Here is a 14,728-nt window from a genome sequence, read left to right as displayed (position 1 = left end):
AATCGTGTAAAATCCGCACCTTCCGTTCTGTTGTGCCCGTTGTTTCGGGGCTGTCATGTCGACCATTACCGACCTTAATTACCTCAAGATCGTGCTGGAAACCGCGCTGTTGACCGCGCAGGAGCCGCTTACCGTCGGCCAGCTGAAAAAGCTGTTCACCGAAGATGTGAAGGCGGCGCTGATCAATGACATCCTCGACGAGATCCGGCAGAACTGGAAGGGCAGGGGTGTGGAGCTGGTCAAGCTCGCCTCCGGCTGGCGCTTTCGGGCGCGCGCCGAGTTCACCCCCTACCTTGCGCGACTGACGCCGGAAAAACCGCCGCGTTATTCGCGTGCCGTGATGGAAACACTGGCCATCATTGCCTATAAACAGCCGGTCACCCGCGGGGATATCGAATCCATCCGCGGCGTGTCGGTGTCGACCAGTGTGATGCAGACCCTGCTGGAACGGGGCTGGATCGAAGTGATCGGGCATAAAGACGTGCCCGGCCGGCCTGGGCTGTACGCCAGCACCCACAAGTTTCTCGATGATCTGGGTTTCAACACCCTGCGCGACCTGCCGCCGCTGGCGGAGCTGGGCACGCTGGTGTTGCCGGAGCAACTTGCGGCCAACGTGGATGAGGACGGTGAAGTGCCCCTCGCTGATGAGGCGCCCCAAAATACTGAACAGGAATCATGATGTCTAAAGGACAACGCAATCACGCGCGCCAACCCGTCGCCCGCGTCCGTGGCCAGGAATCCGGCCAATCCCGCAACCCGTCCAGCGATCGTCCGACCTTCGGCGGCAAACCGCTGCAGCCCAAGGCCCCGGCCAGCTTCAACCCGCGCAGCACGCCTGCTGCGGCACCAAGCGGCAAGCCGCTGCCGAAAACCGTGATGAAAACCCGTCGTGACGGCAGCACCTACCCCGCCGATGCCCGCAACGTGGCCCCGGCCGCGCAGAGCCGCCGCGACGCGAGCGCGCCCGATAGCCGCCGTGCACCCGCCACCAGCCGCCGTGACGGCAAGCCGCTGGACCCGGATACCCGTCCGGCCACCCGCCGCGATGGCCAGGCCTTCCACCAGGACGACCGCCGCAATGCCGGCCGTGGTGAAGCCGCGTTCAAGCACGAGCGCCAGTTCGGCAACAAGAATTTCGCGGTTCCGGGCGGCGCACCGTCGCCGGACGGCCGTGGCAGCAACGAATTCGGCAAGGCGCGCCGCGAGGCGCCGGCGGTGAAGGTACCGCGTGCCAAGAAACTGGCGCTGCGTGCGCCGAAGCAGGAAATCGCCGAGCGTTCCGCCCGCCTGCGCGAAACCCGCGTCGACTACAGCAATATCGAGCCGGTGCGGCTGCAGAAGGCGCTGGCCGCCTCCGGCGTTGGCTCGCGTCGCGAGATGGAAGAGTGGATCGAGGCCGGCTTCATCACCGTCAACGGCAAGAAGGCGGAGCTGGGCGACAAGGTCGGTCCGCAGGACCGCGTGACCGCCAAGGGCAACCCGATCAAGCTGAAGTGGGCCGACCGCCTGCCGCGCGTGATCATGTACCACAAGCAGGAAGGCGAGATCGTGTCGCGTGACGACCCGGGTGGCCGCATCACCGTGTTCGACCGCCTGCCGCAGGCCAAGTCCAGCCGCTGGGTGGCGATCGGCCGTCTCGACGTCAACACCTCCGGCCTGCTGCTGGTGACCACCAGCGGCGAGCTGGCCAACCGCATGATGCACCCGAGCTTCGAATTCGACCGCGAGTACGCGGTACGGGTGCTGGGCGAGCTGACCCGCGAGCAGATGAAGGAAATGACTGCCGGCATCGAACTGGAAGACGGCACCGCCCACTTCCAGCGCATCAGCGAGCAGGGCGGCGCCGACGAGGGTGCCAACCGCTGGTACAAGGTAGTGATCCGCGAAGGCCGTAACCGCGAAGTGCGCCGCATGTTCGAGCACTTCGGCATTACCGTCAGCCGCCTGATCCGTGTCCGTTTCGGCAATATCGGCTTGCCACCGCGCCTCAAGCGCGGTCAGTATTACGAGCTGAACGAAGCCGAAGTGGCGGCGGTGATGAAGTGGGCCGGGCTGACCTCCACCGGCCAGGTCAAGGTACGCGGCGGCGACGCGGCCAAGTAAACCTGTTGCCGACCATCAACGCCTCCTGCTCCGGCTGGGGGCGTTTTTTATTCCGGGATCTCCATCATGAGCAAAGCCTTTACCCGCGAGCAGGACGACGAACACGACGACGAGCTGCCGGCGGAACAGCGGCTGCCGGCCGCGAGCAAGAACTACATCACGCCGGCCGGCTGGCACCGCCTGCGCGAGGAGCTGAACCAGCTGGTCAAGCACGAGCGCCCGCACATGACGCAGGTGGTGAACTGGGCGGCCAGCAACGGCGACCGCTCGGAAAACGGCGACTACCTGTACGGCAAGCGCCGCCTGCGCGAGATCGACCGCCGTATCCGTTTTCTCACCAAGCGGCTGGAAATCGCCGAGGTGGTCGATCCGGAGCTGCGCGAGGCCACAGACCAGGTGTTCTTCTCGGCCACGGTGCTGATCCAGCGTGGTGACGGCAAAGAGCAGCTGCTGCGCATCGTCGGCGTCGACGAGATCGATCTGGCGCGCGGCCACATCAGCTGGATTTCGCCGATTGCGCGCACGCTGATCAAGGCGCGCGAGGGCGACACGGTGTTCTTCCGTGGTCCGGACGGCGAGGAGGAAATCGAGATTCTGGAGGTGCGCTACGAGCGCATAGCCTGAGGGGCGGGGAGAGGGTGCTTGCGGCCAACGTTGGCCGCATGGCGTGTCAGCTGCGCGGGATGTCGGACTTGCTGAGCAGGCTCATCGCCTGGTTGACCTTGAGCCAGCCTTCGGTGGCATCCTGGCCGGCCTCGGCGAATGCCTGCATCAGCAGGCGCGCCTGTTCGCGGTGCAGTGCCTCTTCCAGCTTGCGGCCTTCCTCGGTCAGGCGCAGCTCCTTCACCCGCTTGTCGTGGCTGGCGGTGTCGGTGGCGATCAGCCCCATCTCGATCAGCTGCCGTAGCGGGATGTTGATCGCCTGTTTGGTGACGTCGAGACAGGCCAGCAGGTCCTTGATCGACAGCGCGGGATACAGTGCCACGAAGAACAGGATGCGGTGATGCACCCGCGCCAGGCCGCGCCGCGCCAGCATTTCGTCCGGCTTGTCGGTAAAGGCCTGGTAGGCATGAAAAAACGCCTTCATGGCGTCGCGCAAAACAAAGGAATCTGGCAAGGAAATCATGGTTGACGTAAAGGTCATTAAGCGTTAAGTTGGTCAAACAATTTGACTAATAAAAACCTGTCTTCCAGAGGAGAGTAACATGTTTTCAGAGCGCGTCGAACGCCTGTCCGGTTCACTGATCCGCGAGATCCTGGCTGCGGCACAACGCCCGGAAGTGATCTCGTTTGCCGGCGGCCTGCCGGCCGCGGATTGCCTGCCGGCACTGGATTTCAAGGGCGTACCGCCAGCACTGGCGCAGTACGGCACCAGCGAGGGCGAACCGGAACTGCGCGAGCAGATCACCCGTGAAGCGGCCCGTATCGGCCTGCAGTGCGACCCGTCGCAGGTGCTGGTGCTGTCCGGCTCGCAGCAGGCGCTGGACCTGGCCGCCAAGCTGTTCATCGATCCGGGTACACCGATCATCACCGAAGGCCCGACCTATCTCGCGGCACTGCAGGTATTCAAGCTATTCGGTGCCGACATCACCACCGTGCAGCAAGTAGACGGCCAGCTGCCGGCGGCCACGCTGGCCGCGGCACTGGACAGCAGCAAGGCCCGCCTTGCCTACCTGATCCCGACCTTCCAGAACCCGTCCGGCGCCTGTTACAGCGTGGACACGCGCCAGGCGCTGGCCGAGGTCATCGATGCCGCCGGCACCGTGCTGATCGAGGATGACCCGTACCGCGCGCTGTCCTACGACGGCGACGCTCCGGCACCGCTGGTCACCCACCTGAAGTCGGCGTCGTGGATCTACTGCGGCTCCTTCTCCAAGACGCTGGCACCGGGCTTGCGCATCGGCTACCTGATCGCCTCGCCGGATCTGATGCCCTACCTGCTGAAGCTGAAGCAGGCGGTGGATCTGCACTCCAACCGTCTGGGCCAGTGGTTCATCAGCGAATGGCTGAAGAGTGGCAACTACCCGGCGCATCTGGCCGGGCTGCAGGCCAAGTACAAGGTTGGCCGCGACGCGATGCAGGCTGCGCTGGAGAAACACTTTGCCGATCTCGCCGACTGGCAGGTGCCGCAGGGTGGCCTGTTCTTCTGGCTGAAGCTGAAAACCACGCGCGACACCCGCGAGCTGCTGAAGGTGGCGCTGGGCGAGCACAACGTGGCGTTCATGCCCGGCGAGCCGTTCTACGCCAACCAGGCCGACGGCATCGGCCGGCTGCGGCTGAACTTCAGCCACGCCACGCCGGATCGCATCGAGGAAGGCGTCGCCCGTCTCGCCAAGCTGATCCGCGACACGCAGTAAGCACTAGCCTCGCCGCCACGGCGGCCCGCAAAAAAGGCACCCGTCAGGGTGCCTTTTTCATTGCGGCCAACCTTTGGCCATGGCCGCGGGCGGCTTATTCCTCGTCGTCACCGTGGTGCAGTGCGGCGTCCACTTCCTTGCGGTGCAGGTGCGGCGCGAACAGCTCGATGAAGGTGTAGGCGTAGCCGCGCAGGTAGGCGTCCTTGCGCAGTCCGATCTTGGTCACCGAGGCGTCGAACAGGTGGCTGGCGTCGCGCGCCTGCAGCCCGATGTCGCGCTCGGTCTCGAACGCCATGCTGGCGATGATGCCGATGCCGAGGCCGAGCTTGACGTAGGTCTTGATCACGTCGGTGTCGATCGCGGTCAGCACCACGTTCGGCGTCTTGCCGATGCTGGTGAAAGCCTGGTTGATCTTGGAGCGTCCGGCAAAGGCGAAGTCGTAGGTGATGATCGGGTGGGCGACGATGTCGTCCAGCGTCAGCGGCCGCTGCAGCGCCAGGAGCGGGTGGCCGTCCGGCGCCACGATGCTGCGGTTCCACTCGTAGCAGGGCAGCATCGCCAGTTCCTTGTATAGCGAGATGCCTTCGGTGGCGATGGCGAGGTCGGCCTCACCGGACACCACCATGTCGCAGATCTGCGTCGGGCTGCCTTGCTTGATCGACAGCCGCACTTTCGGGTAGCGCTGCACGAATTCGGCGATCACCTTGGGCAGCGCGTAGCGGGCCTGGGTGTGGGTGGTGGCGATGGTGAGCGCACCTTCCGCTTCCTTGGAGAATTCGTCGCCGACGCGCTTGAGGTTCTGCGCCTCGCGCAGGATGCGCTCCGAGATGCGCAGCACTTCCTTGCCCGGCTCCGACACCGCGACCACGCGCTTGCCGTTGCGGATGAACACCTGGATGCCGAGTTCGTCTTCCAGCAGGCGGATCTGCTTGGAGATGCCCGGCTGCGAGGTGTGCAGCTTTTCGGCCGCTTCGGACACGTTCAGGCCCTGCTTGGCGACTTCGACCAGATAGCGTAACTGCTGGAGTTTCATCGTGCGCTCCTTAAAACCTAAAGTAATTAAATACTAACACAATATTCTTTTCGGCTTTAAAGGCTTTCGCTACCATGGCAGACTTCAGACCGAACGCCCATGGAGGCCCCACGATGAGCCTTGCCGACAAGCTAGCGCATACCGAAGCCCTGCTCGATACCATCGCCCGCGACCACGCGCCCGTTGCGCTGGCCAACAGCTTTGGTGCCGAAGACATGGTGCTGATGCACCTGATCGCCAGCCGCAACCTGCCGATCGGCATTTTCAGCCTCGATACCGGGCGCCTGCCGGTGGAAACCTACACCCTGATGCAGCAGGTCGGCGAGCGCTACCCCAGCCATCCGATCCGTGTTTACTATCCGGATGCGACGGCGCTGGAAGCCTACGTCAACCAGAACGGCATCAACGCTTTTTATAACAGCGTCGAGCTGCGCAAGTCCTGTTGCCATATCCGCAAGATCGAGCCGCTGAAACGCGCGCTGGGTGGCCTGTCGGCGTGGATCACCGGCCTGCGCCGCGAACAGTCGCCGACGCGGCAGGATCTCACCGATCGCGAGTTCGACGCCGACAACGGCCTGATGAAGTTCAACCCGCTGATCGAGTGGACCGAAAAAGAAGTGTGGGAATATATCCGCGCTAACGACGTGCCCTACAACAGCCTGCACGACAAGCATGTGCCGTCCATCGGCTGTGCGCCCTGTACCCGGCCGATTTCCGTCGGCGAGGACATCCGTGCCGGTCGCTGGTGGTGGGAAAACCCGGAATCCAAGGAATGTGGCCTGCACGTGAAGGCCAGTCCGCTGAAACGCCCGAATGCCTGACAAGGTTGGCCGCAGCCAGTGCGGCCAATACCGCTTGAGGAAACAGAAGCATGTACAAGTACGATGAAGTGGATCACCGCCTGGTGCGCGAGCGCGTCGAGCAGTTCCGCGACCAGACCCGCCGCTACTTGGCCGGCGAGCTGTCGGAAGACGAATTCCGCCCGCTGCGGCTGATGAATGGTCTCTATGTGCAGCGCCACGCACCGATGCTGCGCGTCGCCATTCCCTATGGCCACCTGTCCAGCACCCAGCTGCGCAAGCTGTCCCACATCGCCCGTACCTACGATCGCGGCTATGGCCACCTGACCACGCGCCAGAACATCCAGTTCAACTGGCCGGCGCTGGAGCGGGTGCCCGACATCCTTGCCGAGCTGGCCGAGGTTGAGATGCACGCGATCCAGACCTCCGGCAACTGTGTGCGCAACACCACCACCGATGCCTTTGCCGGTGTCGCCGCCGACGAGTACCTCGACGGCCGCGCCTACTGCGAAATCATCCGCCAGTGGAGCACGCTGCACCCGGAATTTGCCTACCTGCCGCGCAAGTTCAAGATCGCCGTCTCCGGCAGCGCCGACGACCGTGCCGCCACCCAAGTGCACGACATCGGCCTGCACGTAGTGAAGAACGACGCCGGTGAAGTCGGCTTCAAGGTCATCGTCGGCGGCGGCCTTGGCCGCACCCCGCTGGTGGGCAAGACCATCCGCGAGTTCCTGCCGACCCGCCACCTGCTGACCTATCTCGATGCCGTGCTGCGCGTGTACAACCGCTTCGGCCGTCGTGACAACAAGTACAAGGCGCGCATCAAGATCCTGGTGCAGGCGATGACGCCGGAAGCCTTCGCCGCCAAGGTGGAAGACGAGTGGGCGCACCTGAAGGACGGCCCGGCGACGTTGCGCGACGAGGACGTGGCGCACTACGCCAGCTTCTTCACCGACCCAGCCTACGAGCAGCTGGCCGCCAACCCGGAAGCCTTCACCGTGCCGCTGGTCAGCGATGCCGCGTTCGCCAAGTGGGTGGCGCGCAATACCCGCAGCCACAAGCAGACCGGCTACCGCTCGGTGGTGCTGTCGCTGAAGAAGACCGGCGTGCCGCCGGGTGATATCACGGCCGAGCAGATGGACGCCGCCGCCGACTGGGCCGACCGTTTCGGCTTTGGCGAGCTGCGCGTGGCGCACGAACAGAACCTGATCCTGCCGGACGTGAAGGAAAGCGACCTGTACGAGGTGTGGCAGCTGGCACGCCAGCACGGTTTCGCCACCCCGAACGTTGGCCTGCTCACCGACATCATCTGCTGTCCGGGCGGCGACTTCTGCTCGCTGGCTAATGCCCGTTCCATTCCGGTGGCGGAAGCGATCCAGTTGAAGTTCGACAACCTCGACTACCTGTTCGACCTCGGCGACATCGACTGCAACTTCTCCGGCTGCATGAATGCCTGTGGCCATCATCACATCGGCAACATCGGTATTCTTGGCGTTGATAAAAATGGCGAAGAGTGGTACCAGATCACCCTCGGCGGCAGCCAAGGCAACCACACCGCCATCGGCAAGGTGATCGGGCCGTCGTTTGCCCAGGCCGACGTGCCGCTGGCGTTCGAGAAAATCATGAACCTGTATGTCGAGCAACGCCTGGCTGGCGAACGCTTTATCGAGACCGTACGCCGTATCGGGCTGGAGCCATTCAAGGAGCGCGTGTATGCAAAATCTCATTAAGAACGACGCGGTTACGGAAGATGCATGGCGCCTGATCCGCAGCGAGGACGAGAGCTATGACGCGGCGGAGGATGTCATCCTGCCGCTGGCCGCTTGGCTGGCGGTCGATCCGGCCGCCCGCAGCGGCCAGGCCGCGCCATGGCTGGCACCGGATGCCGACCTGAGCCTGCTGCGGCCGGTGCTGGCGCAGCTGCCGCTGATTGCCATCGACTTCCCCGCCTTTACCGATGGCCGTGGCTATAGCCTTGCCCGATTGCTGCGTGAGCGCTACGGTTATCAGGGAGAGCTGCGCGCCATTGGCGACGTGCAGCGCGATCAGCTGGCGTACCTGGCGCGGGTCGGTTTCACCGTGTTCGCGATCCGCGACGACCGTCCGGCCGAGGCGGCACTGGATGGCCTGCGCGATTTCAGCGACCAGTACCAGGCCACCGTACTGCAGCCGGAGCCGTTGTTTAAAAGACGCACTCAGCGCTAAATTGTTGCTTGTTAGCAACTGAAAGTGTGGTGTTTCGATAGAATGGTCCGCTTTTGTGTTGCTTTTTTTGTCGCATTCCATTGAGCTAAAGTTGACATGGTGGTGATCGACTACCTATAGTCACTCCAACTATCTGGCAACGGATGAATTTCGCGTTTGTCTTAAAGCTTGACGTGCTGTGCTTGTCATGAGCAGTTTTGCGAAGCTGGTAGACTTATCCAACAAAGAGGAAATGCTATGAATAAATCGATCAAACTGAGCGCACTGGTTGTTGCCATGATGCTGTCCAGCGGCGCTTTCGCTGCCAAGGCCGGCTACGCGACTGACGGCGTGCTGGATAACGTGGCTCGCAACGCCTACGGCGAATGCTGGAAAGACGGCTACTTCAACAAGGAAGCCAACGGTCTGGTTGAGTGCGGCGACAAGGAAGCTCCTAAGCCAGTTGCGGTAGCACCTGTTGCTCCGGCTCCTGCGCCAGTAGTTTCCCAGATCAAGTCCTTCTCCCTGTCGGCTGCCGGCCTGTTCGCCTTCGACAAGACCGTGATCACTTCCGGCAACGCGGCGCTGGACGGCGTGGTTGCGGAACTGAAGGGCGACAAGTACCTGAAGTCGGTTGCCATCGTTGGCCACACTGACTCCATGGGCGCCGAAGCCTACAACCAGAAGCTGTCCGAGCGTCGTGCCAATGCCGTGAAGGACTACCTGGTTGCCGGTGGCATCCCTGCCGAGAAGATCACTGCTTCCGGCGCTGGCGAATCGCAAGCCAAGATGACCGAGCAGTGCTCGAAGATCAAGGCTCGCAACCAGCGCATCGCCTGCATGGAGCCGGATCGTCGCTTCGAAGTGACTGTAGAAACTGCCAAAGAAGTGAAGATGTAAGTCTCGCTTCTTGCCAGAAAGCCCCGGCTCCTGCCGGGGCTTTTGTTTTTTGGCTTTGGGCTGGCGCGGCTCAGGGTGGCTGGTTAAAATCACCGTTTGTTTCTTTTCGAGCACGACTGTCCATGCGAGCGTTTCTGGGCGACCCGCGTCGCCATGACTTGTTGCCCTGTGCGCTGACCATCGGTAACTTCGACGGTGTCCACCTCGGCCATCAGAAGATGTTGGCCCGCTTGCGGCACGAGGCTGCCGCCCGTGGCTTACCCACCGCGCTGCTGACTTTCGAGCCGCATCCGCGCGAATTCTTCGCCCGCAGCCAGCCACCGGCACGGTTGTCGGTACTGCGCGACAAGCTGCAATTCCTGGCGGAGGAAGAACGGGTCGACTATGTGTTTGTCTACCGCTTCAACCACGCCTTTTCGCGCATGCCGGCCGAGTTGTTCATGCGCGAAGTGTTGCTGCAGCAATTGCAGACCCGTTACCTGCTGATCGGCGATGATTTCCAGTTCGGTGCCGACCGCAAGGGCAATTTCGAGCTGCTCAGCGCCTGTCCCGATTTCGTCACCGAAGCGATGCCGTCGGTGCTGGTGGCCGGCGAGCGCGCTTCCAGTACCCTGGTGCGCGATACCCTGGCCGCCGGTGACCTGCAACGCGCGGCCGAATTACTCGGACGGCCGTACCAGATCAGTGGCAAGGTGATGCACGGCCAGAAACTGGGGCGCACCATCGGTTTCCCGACCGCCAACGTGCACCTGCCGCATCTGCGCCCGGCGCTGCAGGGGGTATTCGTGGTGGAAGTCGATACGCCGCAGGGGCGGCTCGGCGGTGTGGCCAGCCTCGGCAAGAACCCGACGGTCACCGACAGCCAGCACTACAAGCTGGAAGTGCATTTGTTCGATTTTCACGGTGATCTGTATGGCCAGCGTGTTTCGGTGCACTTTCTGAAAAAATTGCGCGATGAAGCGCGTTATGATGATTTGAACGAGCTGGTGGCGCAGATTGAACGCGACGCCGCCAGCGCCAAAACCTATTTGACCAGTTTGCAACGAGATCAGGCATGAGCATCGACTATCGCAAGACCGTAAACCTGCTGGATACCCCGTTCCCGATGCGGGGTGATCTGGCCAAACGTGAACCCGCTTGGCTCAAGCGCTGGACCGAACAGCAGCGCTACCAGAAACTGCGTAAAGTCGCTGCCGGCCGTCCCAAGTTCATCCTGCACGACGGCCCACCGTACGCCAACGGCGACATTCATATCGGTCATGCCGTCAACAAGGTGCTGAAGGACATCATCGTCCGCTCCAAGACGCTGTCCGGCTTCGATGCGCCCTACGTGCCGGGCTGGGACTGCCACGGCCTGCCGATCGAGCTGATGGTGGAAAAACTGCACGGCAAGGACATTCCTGCCGCCAAGTTCCGCGAACTGTGCCGCGAATACGCGCACGAGCAGATCGCGCGCCAGAAGAAGGACTTCATCCGTCTGGGCGTGCTGGGTGACTGGGACAACCCGTACCTGACCATGGATTTCAAGACCGAGGCCGACATCGTGCGCACCCTCGGCAAGATTTACGAGAACGGCTACCTGTTCAAGGGCGAGAAGCCGGTGCACTGGTGCATCGAGTGCGGTTCGGCACTGGCCGAGGCGGAAGTCGAATACGAAGACAAGACCTCGCCGGCGATCGACGTCGGCTTCAAGGTGCTGGAAGGCGACAAGTTGGCCGCAGCCTTCGGTCTGACCGGCAGTGTGGATGATGCCTGCGCGGTGATCTGGACCACCACGCCGTGGACGCTGCCGGCCAACCAGGCGGTGTCGGTCAATGCCAAGCTGGTGTACCAGCTGCTGGACACCGCCAAGGGCAAGCTGATCCTGGCCAAGGATCTGGCCGAAGTGACCCTCAAACGCTACGGCGTGGACGGCACGCTGCTGGCGGAAACCAGCGGCGACAAGCTGGAACTGATCCGTCTGCAGCATCCGTTCTACGACCGTCAGGTGCCGATCATCTGCGGCGAGCACGTCACCACCGACGCCGGTACCGGTCTGGTGCACACCGCGCCGGCGCACGGTCTGGAAGACTTCCAGGTCGGCCAGCAGTACGGCATCCCGGTGGACAATCCGGTGGCTGACAATGGCCGCTACAAGTCCACCACCGAGCTGTACGCCGGCCTGTCGGTGTGGGAAGCCAATCCGAAAGTGATTGAGACACTGGTCGAGCAGGGCGGGCTGATCCATCAGGAAAAGCTGCTGCACAGCTACCCGCACTGCTGGCGTCACAAGACCCCGATCATCTTCCGCGCCACCGCGCAGTGGTTCATCGGCATGGACAAGTCCGGCAAGGACAGCGAGGTGCTGCGCGAGCGTGCCAAGCACGCGGTGGACAGCACCGAATTCTTCCCGGCCTGGGGCCGTGCCCGTCTGGAAGCGATGATCAGCAACCGCCCGGACTGGTGCGTGTCGCGCCAGCGTAACTGGGGCGTGCCGATGACCTTCTTCGTGCACAAGGAAAGCGGCGAGCTGCATCCGGACTCCGCCTCGCTGCTGGAACAGGTGGCGCTGCGTATCGAGCAGCAGGGTATCGAAGCCTGGTTCAGCCTAGATGCCGCCGAACTGCTGGGCGACGATGCGGCCAACTACCGCAAGCTCAGCGACACGCTCGACGTATGGTTCGACTCCGGCTCCACCCACTTCGCGGTGCTGAAACAGCGTCCGGAACTGGCGTGGCCGGCCGACCTGTACCTGGAAGGCTCCGACCAGCACCGCGGCTGGTTCCAGTCGTCGCTGCTTACCGGCTGCGCCACCATCGGCCGTGCGCCGTACCAGCAATTGCTGACCCACGGCTTCGTGGTCGACGGCAAGGGCCTGAAGATGTCCAAGTCCAAGGGCAACGTGGTTGCGCCACAGAAGGTCAACGACAGCCTGGGCGCCGACATCCTGCGCCTGTGGGTGGCGTCCACCGACTACTCCGGCGAGCTGGCGATCTCCGACGAGATCCTCAAGCGCGTCACCGAGAGCTACCGCCGCCTGCGCAATACCTTCCGCTTCCTGCTGGCCAACCTGTCGGACTTCGATCCGATGGAGCACGCGGTGCCGTTCGGCAACCTGCTGGAGATCGACCGCTACGCGCTGCTGATGGCCAAGGAAATGCAGGAGAAGGTGACCGGCGAGCTGTATCCGCGTTACGCCTTCCACCACGCGGTGCAGGAAATCGTCAACTACTGCTCCGAGGACCTGGGCGCCTTCTACCTCGACATCCTCAAGGACCGCCTGTACACCACCAAGGGCAACAGCCACGCGCGCCGCAGTGCACAGACCGCGCTGTACCACATCACCCGCAGCCTGCTGCTGCTGGTGTCGCCTATCCTGTGCTTCACCTCCGACGAGGCGTGGGAAGTGCTGGTCGGCAGCGACGAGGAGTCACCGCTGTTCCACGTGTGGCACGAGTTCCCGCTCACCGGCGAACAGCAGGAAGCGGACCTGGTCGGCAAGTGGCAGGCCATCCGCGCCTTCCGCGCGCAGCTGAACAAGGATATCGAGGCGCTGCGCAGTGCCGAGCAGCTCGGCTCCGCGCTGCAGGCCGAGGTCGATGTCGTGGCCGACGAAGTGCTGTTCCCGCTGCTGGCCAGCCTCGGCGACGATCTCAAGTTCGTACTGATGGTGTCGCGCGTCAGCGTCAGCGAAGGTACCGCGCTGAGCATCACCGTCACGCCGTCGGCGCATGCCAAGTGCGACCGTTGCTGGCACTACCGCAGCGACGTCGGCAGCCATGCCGGTCACGGCAATGTCTGCGGCCGTTGCGTCGACAACATCGATGGTAAAGGTGAGGCCCGTGTCCACGCCTGACGTTGAACTGCAAACGGCAGGGCCGGCCACGGCCCTGCGTGACAGCCTGAAGTGGTTCGCGCTGGCGCTGCTGATCATCGTGATCGACCAGCTCAGCAAGATCCATTTCAATTCCACTTACCAGTTCGGCGAGTACCGTGCGGTGATCCCGGGTTATTTCGGCTTCACCCTGCTGTATAACCCGGGAGCGGCGTTCAGCTTCCTCGCCGATGCCGGGGGCTGGCAGAAGTTCTTCTTCACCGCGCTGGCCTTCGCCGTCTCCGGCTGGCTGGGCTGGCAGATGGTGAAAGGGCGCTTCAGCACGGTGATGAGCCTGGCGGCGTCGTTCATCATCGGCGGCGCGCTGGGCAATGTGATCGACCGCCTGCTGCACGGCCACGTCATCGATTTCATCCAGGTGCACTACTACAACAGCTGGTACTACCCGGCGTTCAACCTCGCCGACAGTTTCATCTGTGTCGGTGCCGTGCTGATGGTGATCGACAGCTTCCGCCACCCGCAACCATGACGACAACGTTGGCCGCAGCCTTGCGGCCAACCTTTTAGCTACTGAAGGATACCCGATGACGAAGACCATCATGCTGGCCAACCCGCGCGGTTTCTGCGCCGGCGTCGACCGTGCCATCGCCATCGTCGAGCGTGCGCTGGAAATCTACGGCGCCCCGATCTATGTCCGCCACGAGGTGGTGCACAACCGCTTCGTGGTCGACAACCTGCGCGACAAGGGCGCCATCTTCATCGAGGAGCTGCAGGACGTGCCGCCCGGCGCCACCCTGATCTACTCGGCGCACGGAGTGCCGCAATCGGTGCGCCAGGAGGCGGAAGCCCGCGGCCTGACGGTGTACGACGCCACCTGTCCGCTGGTGACCAAGGTGCACGTCGAGGTCAAGCGCATGCACCAAGCCGGCATGAGCATCATCATGATCGGCCACAAGGGCCACCCCGAGGTGGAGGGCACCATGGGCCAGGTCGAGCACGGCATGTACCTGGTGGAGACGGTCGACGATGTCGCCACGCTGCAGCTGCCGGACGAGTCGCGGCTGTCTTACGTCAGCCAGACCACGCTGTCGGTGGACGAGACCCGCGACATCATCAACGCGCTGAAGGCTCGCTTCCCGCAGATTACCAGCCCGAAGAAGGACGACATCTGCTACGCCACGCAGAATCGCCAGGATGCGGTGAAGGTGCTGTCCGACGAGTGCGACATCGTGATCGTGGTCGGCTCGCCGAACAGCTCCAACTCCAACCGCCTGCGTGAAGTGGCGGGCTTGCGCGGCGTGACCGCCTACATGGTCGACAACGCCACCCTGCTGCAGCAGGCGTGGTTCGACGGCAAGCAGCGTGTCGGTGTCACCGCCGGTGCCAGCGCACCGGAGGTATTGGTGCAGGCGGTGATCGAGCAGATCCGCCTGTTCGGCGCCACCAGCGTCAGCGAGCTGAACGGGGTGGAGGAAAGCATCGTGTTCGCGCTGCCGCCCGGCCTGCGCGAGAAAAAGGACGGCGCCGGCGCCTGACG

14 protein-coding genes are annotated in these 14,728 nt (G+C 63.3%); 12 read left to right on the top strand and 2 right to left on the bottom strand.

The window, feature by feature from the left end; genetic code table 11:
• Positions 1–55 precede the first annotated feature (55 nt).
• The 3 genes from scpB to greB all read left to right on the top strand — a co-directional run bounded on the left by scpB (position 56) and on the right by greB (position 2,727).
• A complete protein-coding gene (scpB, locus tag PQU89_RS06040) occupies positions 56–679 on the top strand; it encodes an SMC-Scp complex subunit ScpB (RefSeq protein WP_120810590.1) in 624 nt (207 codons plus the stop codon).
• Positions 679–2,103, top strand: a complete 1,425-nt coding sequence (locus PQU89_RS06035; RefSeq protein ID WP_373322785.1) for a pseudouridine synthase — start codon at positions 679–681, stop codon at positions 2,101–2,103. The genes scpB and PQU89_RS06035 overlap by 1 nt, the downstream gene beginning before the upstream one ends.
• A gap of 66 nt (positions 2,104–2,169) precedes the next feature.
• A complete protein-coding gene (gene greB / locus PQU89_RS06030) occupies positions 2,170–2,727 on the top strand; it encodes a transcription elongation factor GreB (RefSeq protein WP_255907858.1) in 558 nt (185 codons plus the stop codon).
• A gap of 46 nt (positions 2,728–2,773) precedes the next feature.
• Here greB and PQU89_RS06025 read toward each other — a convergent pair whose 3' ends face one another.
• The gene (locus PQU89_RS06025) at positions 2,774–3,229 is read right to left on the bottom strand and encodes a MarR family winged helix-turn-helix transcriptional regulator (protein WP_272756901.1); all 456 of its coding nucleotides are present in this window, start codon (positions 3,227–3,229) and stop codon (positions 2,774–2,776) included.
• Between the two features lie 79 nt (positions 3,230–3,308).
• Here PQU89_RS06025 and PQU89_RS06020 point away from each other — a divergent pair, with 79 nt between their 5' ends.
• Positions 3,309–4,460 (top strand): aminotransferase-like domain-containing protein, encoded by a 1,152-nt coding sequence (locus tag PQU89_RS06020; protein WP_272765063.1) that lies wholly within the window; start codon positions 3,309–3,311, stop codon positions 4,458–4,460.
• Between the two features lie 94 nt (positions 4,461–4,554).
• Here the strand turns inward: PQU89_RS06020 and cysB are convergent, their stop codons facing one another.
• Positions 4,555–5,493: an HTH-type transcriptional regulator CysB gene (cysB, locus tag PQU89_RS06015; protein WP_120810593.1), complete on the bottom strand. Its 939-nt coding sequence runs from the start codon at positions 5,491–5,493 to the stop codon at positions 4,555–4,557.
• A gap of 113 nt (positions 5,494–5,606) precedes the next feature.
• Between cysB and PQU89_RS06010 the strand changes: the two genes are divergently transcribed.
• The 8 genes from PQU89_RS06010 to ispH all read left to right on the top strand — a co-directional run bounded on the left by PQU89_RS06010 (position 5,607) and on the right by ispH (position 14,726).
• Complete coding sequence (locus tag PQU89_RS06010) at positions 5,607–6,314, top strand: phosphoadenylyl-sulfate reductase (RefSeq protein ID WP_272765062.1); 708 nt, start codon at positions 5,607–5,609, stop codon at positions 6,312–6,314.
• A 50-nt stretch (positions 6,315–6,364) separates the two neighbouring features.
• Positions 6,365–8,023 carry a nitrite/sulfite reductase gene (locus tag PQU89_RS06005; RefSeq protein ID WP_272756905.1) on the top strand — a complete coding sequence of 553 codons (1,659 nt, stop codon included), beginning with the start codon at positions 6,365–6,367 and terminating at the stop codon, positions 8,021–8,023.
• Positions 8,007–8,498 (top strand): DUF934 domain-containing protein, encoded by a 492-nt coding sequence (locus tag PQU89_RS06000; protein ID WP_272765061.1) that lies wholly within the window; start codon positions 8,007–8,009, stop codon positions 8,496–8,498. Before PQU89_RS06005 ends, PQU89_RS06000 begins: the two co-directional genes overlap by 17 nt.
• 237 nt (positions 8,499–8,735) lie before the next feature.
• Positions 8,736–9,377 (top strand): OmpA family protein, encoded by a 642-nt coding sequence (locus tag PQU89_RS05995; RefSeq protein ID WP_272756907.1) that lies wholly within the window; start codon positions 8,736–8,738, stop codon positions 9,375–9,377.
• Between the two features lie 122 nt (positions 9,378–9,499).
• Entirely contained in the window at positions 9,500–10,435 is a 936-nt protein-coding gene (locus PQU89_RS05990) for a bifunctional riboflavin kinase/FAD synthetase (RefSeq protein ID WP_272765060.1), read from the top strand.
• On the top strand, positions 10,432–13,212 hold the full coding sequence (gene ileS, locus PQU89_RS05985) for an isoleucine--tRNA ligase (protein ID WP_272765059.1): 2,781 nt from the start codon (positions 10,432–10,434) through the stop codon (positions 13,210–13,212). The genes PQU89_RS05990 and ileS overlap by 4 nt, the downstream gene beginning before the upstream one ends.
• A gap of 7 nt (positions 13,213–13,219) precedes the next feature.
• Positions 13,220–13,720 (top strand): signal peptidase II, encoded by a 501-nt coding sequence (gene lspA, locus PQU89_RS05980; protein ID WP_373322799.1) that lies wholly within the window; start codon positions 13,220–13,222, stop codon positions 13,718–13,720.
• 55 nt (positions 13,721–13,775) lie between these two features.
• Positions 13,776–14,726: a 4-hydroxy-3-methylbut-2-enyl diphosphate reductase gene (gene ispH, locus PQU89_RS05975; protein WP_272765057.1), complete on the top strand. Its 951-nt coding sequence runs from the start codon at positions 13,776–13,778 to the stop codon at positions 14,724–14,726.
• The last annotated feature ends 2 nt before the right edge of the window (positions 14,727–14,728 follow it).

The organism is Vogesella indigofera, assembly GCF_028548395.1.
In the GTDB taxonomy this organism is placed as follows: Bacteria; Pseudomonadota; Gammaproteobacteria; order Burkholderiales; family Chromobacteriaceae; genus Vogesella; species Vogesella indigofera_A.
The sequence above is the reverse complement of the archived record's forward strand: the minus strand, read 5'-3'. Positions and strand labels throughout refer to the sequence as shown.

Excerpts from the sequence above, each read along its gene's own strand:
- PQU89_RS06020 (WP_272765063.1), top strand. The coding sequence starts at position 3,309 with ATGTTTTCAGAGCGCGTCGAACGCCTGTCCGGTTCACTGATCCGCGAG.
- PQU89_RS06005 (WP_272756905.1), top strand. The coding sequence starts at position 6,365 with ATGTACAAGTACGATGAAGTGGATCACCGCCTGGTGCGCGAGCGCGTC.
- PQU89_RS06000 (WP_272765061.1), top strand. The coding sequence starts at position 8,007 with ATGCAAAATCTCATTAAGAACGACGCGGTTACGGAAGATGCATGGCGC.
- PQU89_RS06025 (WP_272756901.1), bottom strand. The coding sequence starts at position 3,229 with ATGATTTCCTTGCCAGATTCCTTTGTTTTGCGCGACGCCATGAAGGCG.
- cysB (WP_120810593.1), bottom strand. The coding sequence starts at position 5,493 with ATGAAACTCCAGCAGTTACGCTATCTGGTCGAAGTCGCCAAGCAGGGC.
- ileS (WP_272765059.1), top strand. The coding sequence starts at position 10,432 with ATGAGCATCGACTATCGCAAGACCGTAAACCTGCTGGATACCCCGTTC.
- ispH (WP_272765057.1), top strand. The coding sequence starts at position 13,776 with ATGACGAAGACCATCATGCTGGCCAACCCGCGCGGTTTCTGCGCCGGC.
- PQU89_RS05990 (WP_272765060.1), top strand. The coding sequence starts at position 9,500 with ATGCGAGCGTTTCTGGGCGACCCGCGTCGCCATGACTTGTTGCCCTGT.
- PQU89_RS06010 (WP_272765062.1), top strand. The coding sequence starts at position 5,607 with ATGAGCCTTGCCGACAAGCTAGCGCATACCGAAGCCCTGCTCGATACC.
- PQU89_RS06035 (WP_373322785.1), top strand. The coding sequence starts at position 679 with ATGTCTAAAGGACAACGCAATCACGCGCGCCAACCCGTCGCCCGCGTC.
- greB (WP_255907858.1), top strand. The coding sequence starts at position 2,170 with ATGAGCAAAGCCTTTACCCGCGAGCAGGACGACGAACACGACGACGAG.
- PQU89_RS05995 (WP_272756907.1), top strand. The coding sequence starts at position 8,736 with ATGAATAAATCGATCAAACTGAGCGCACTGGTTGTTGCCATGATGCTG.
- scpB (WP_120810590.1), top strand. The coding sequence starts at position 56 with ATGTCGACCATTACCGACCTTAATTACCTCAAGATCGTGCTGGAAACC.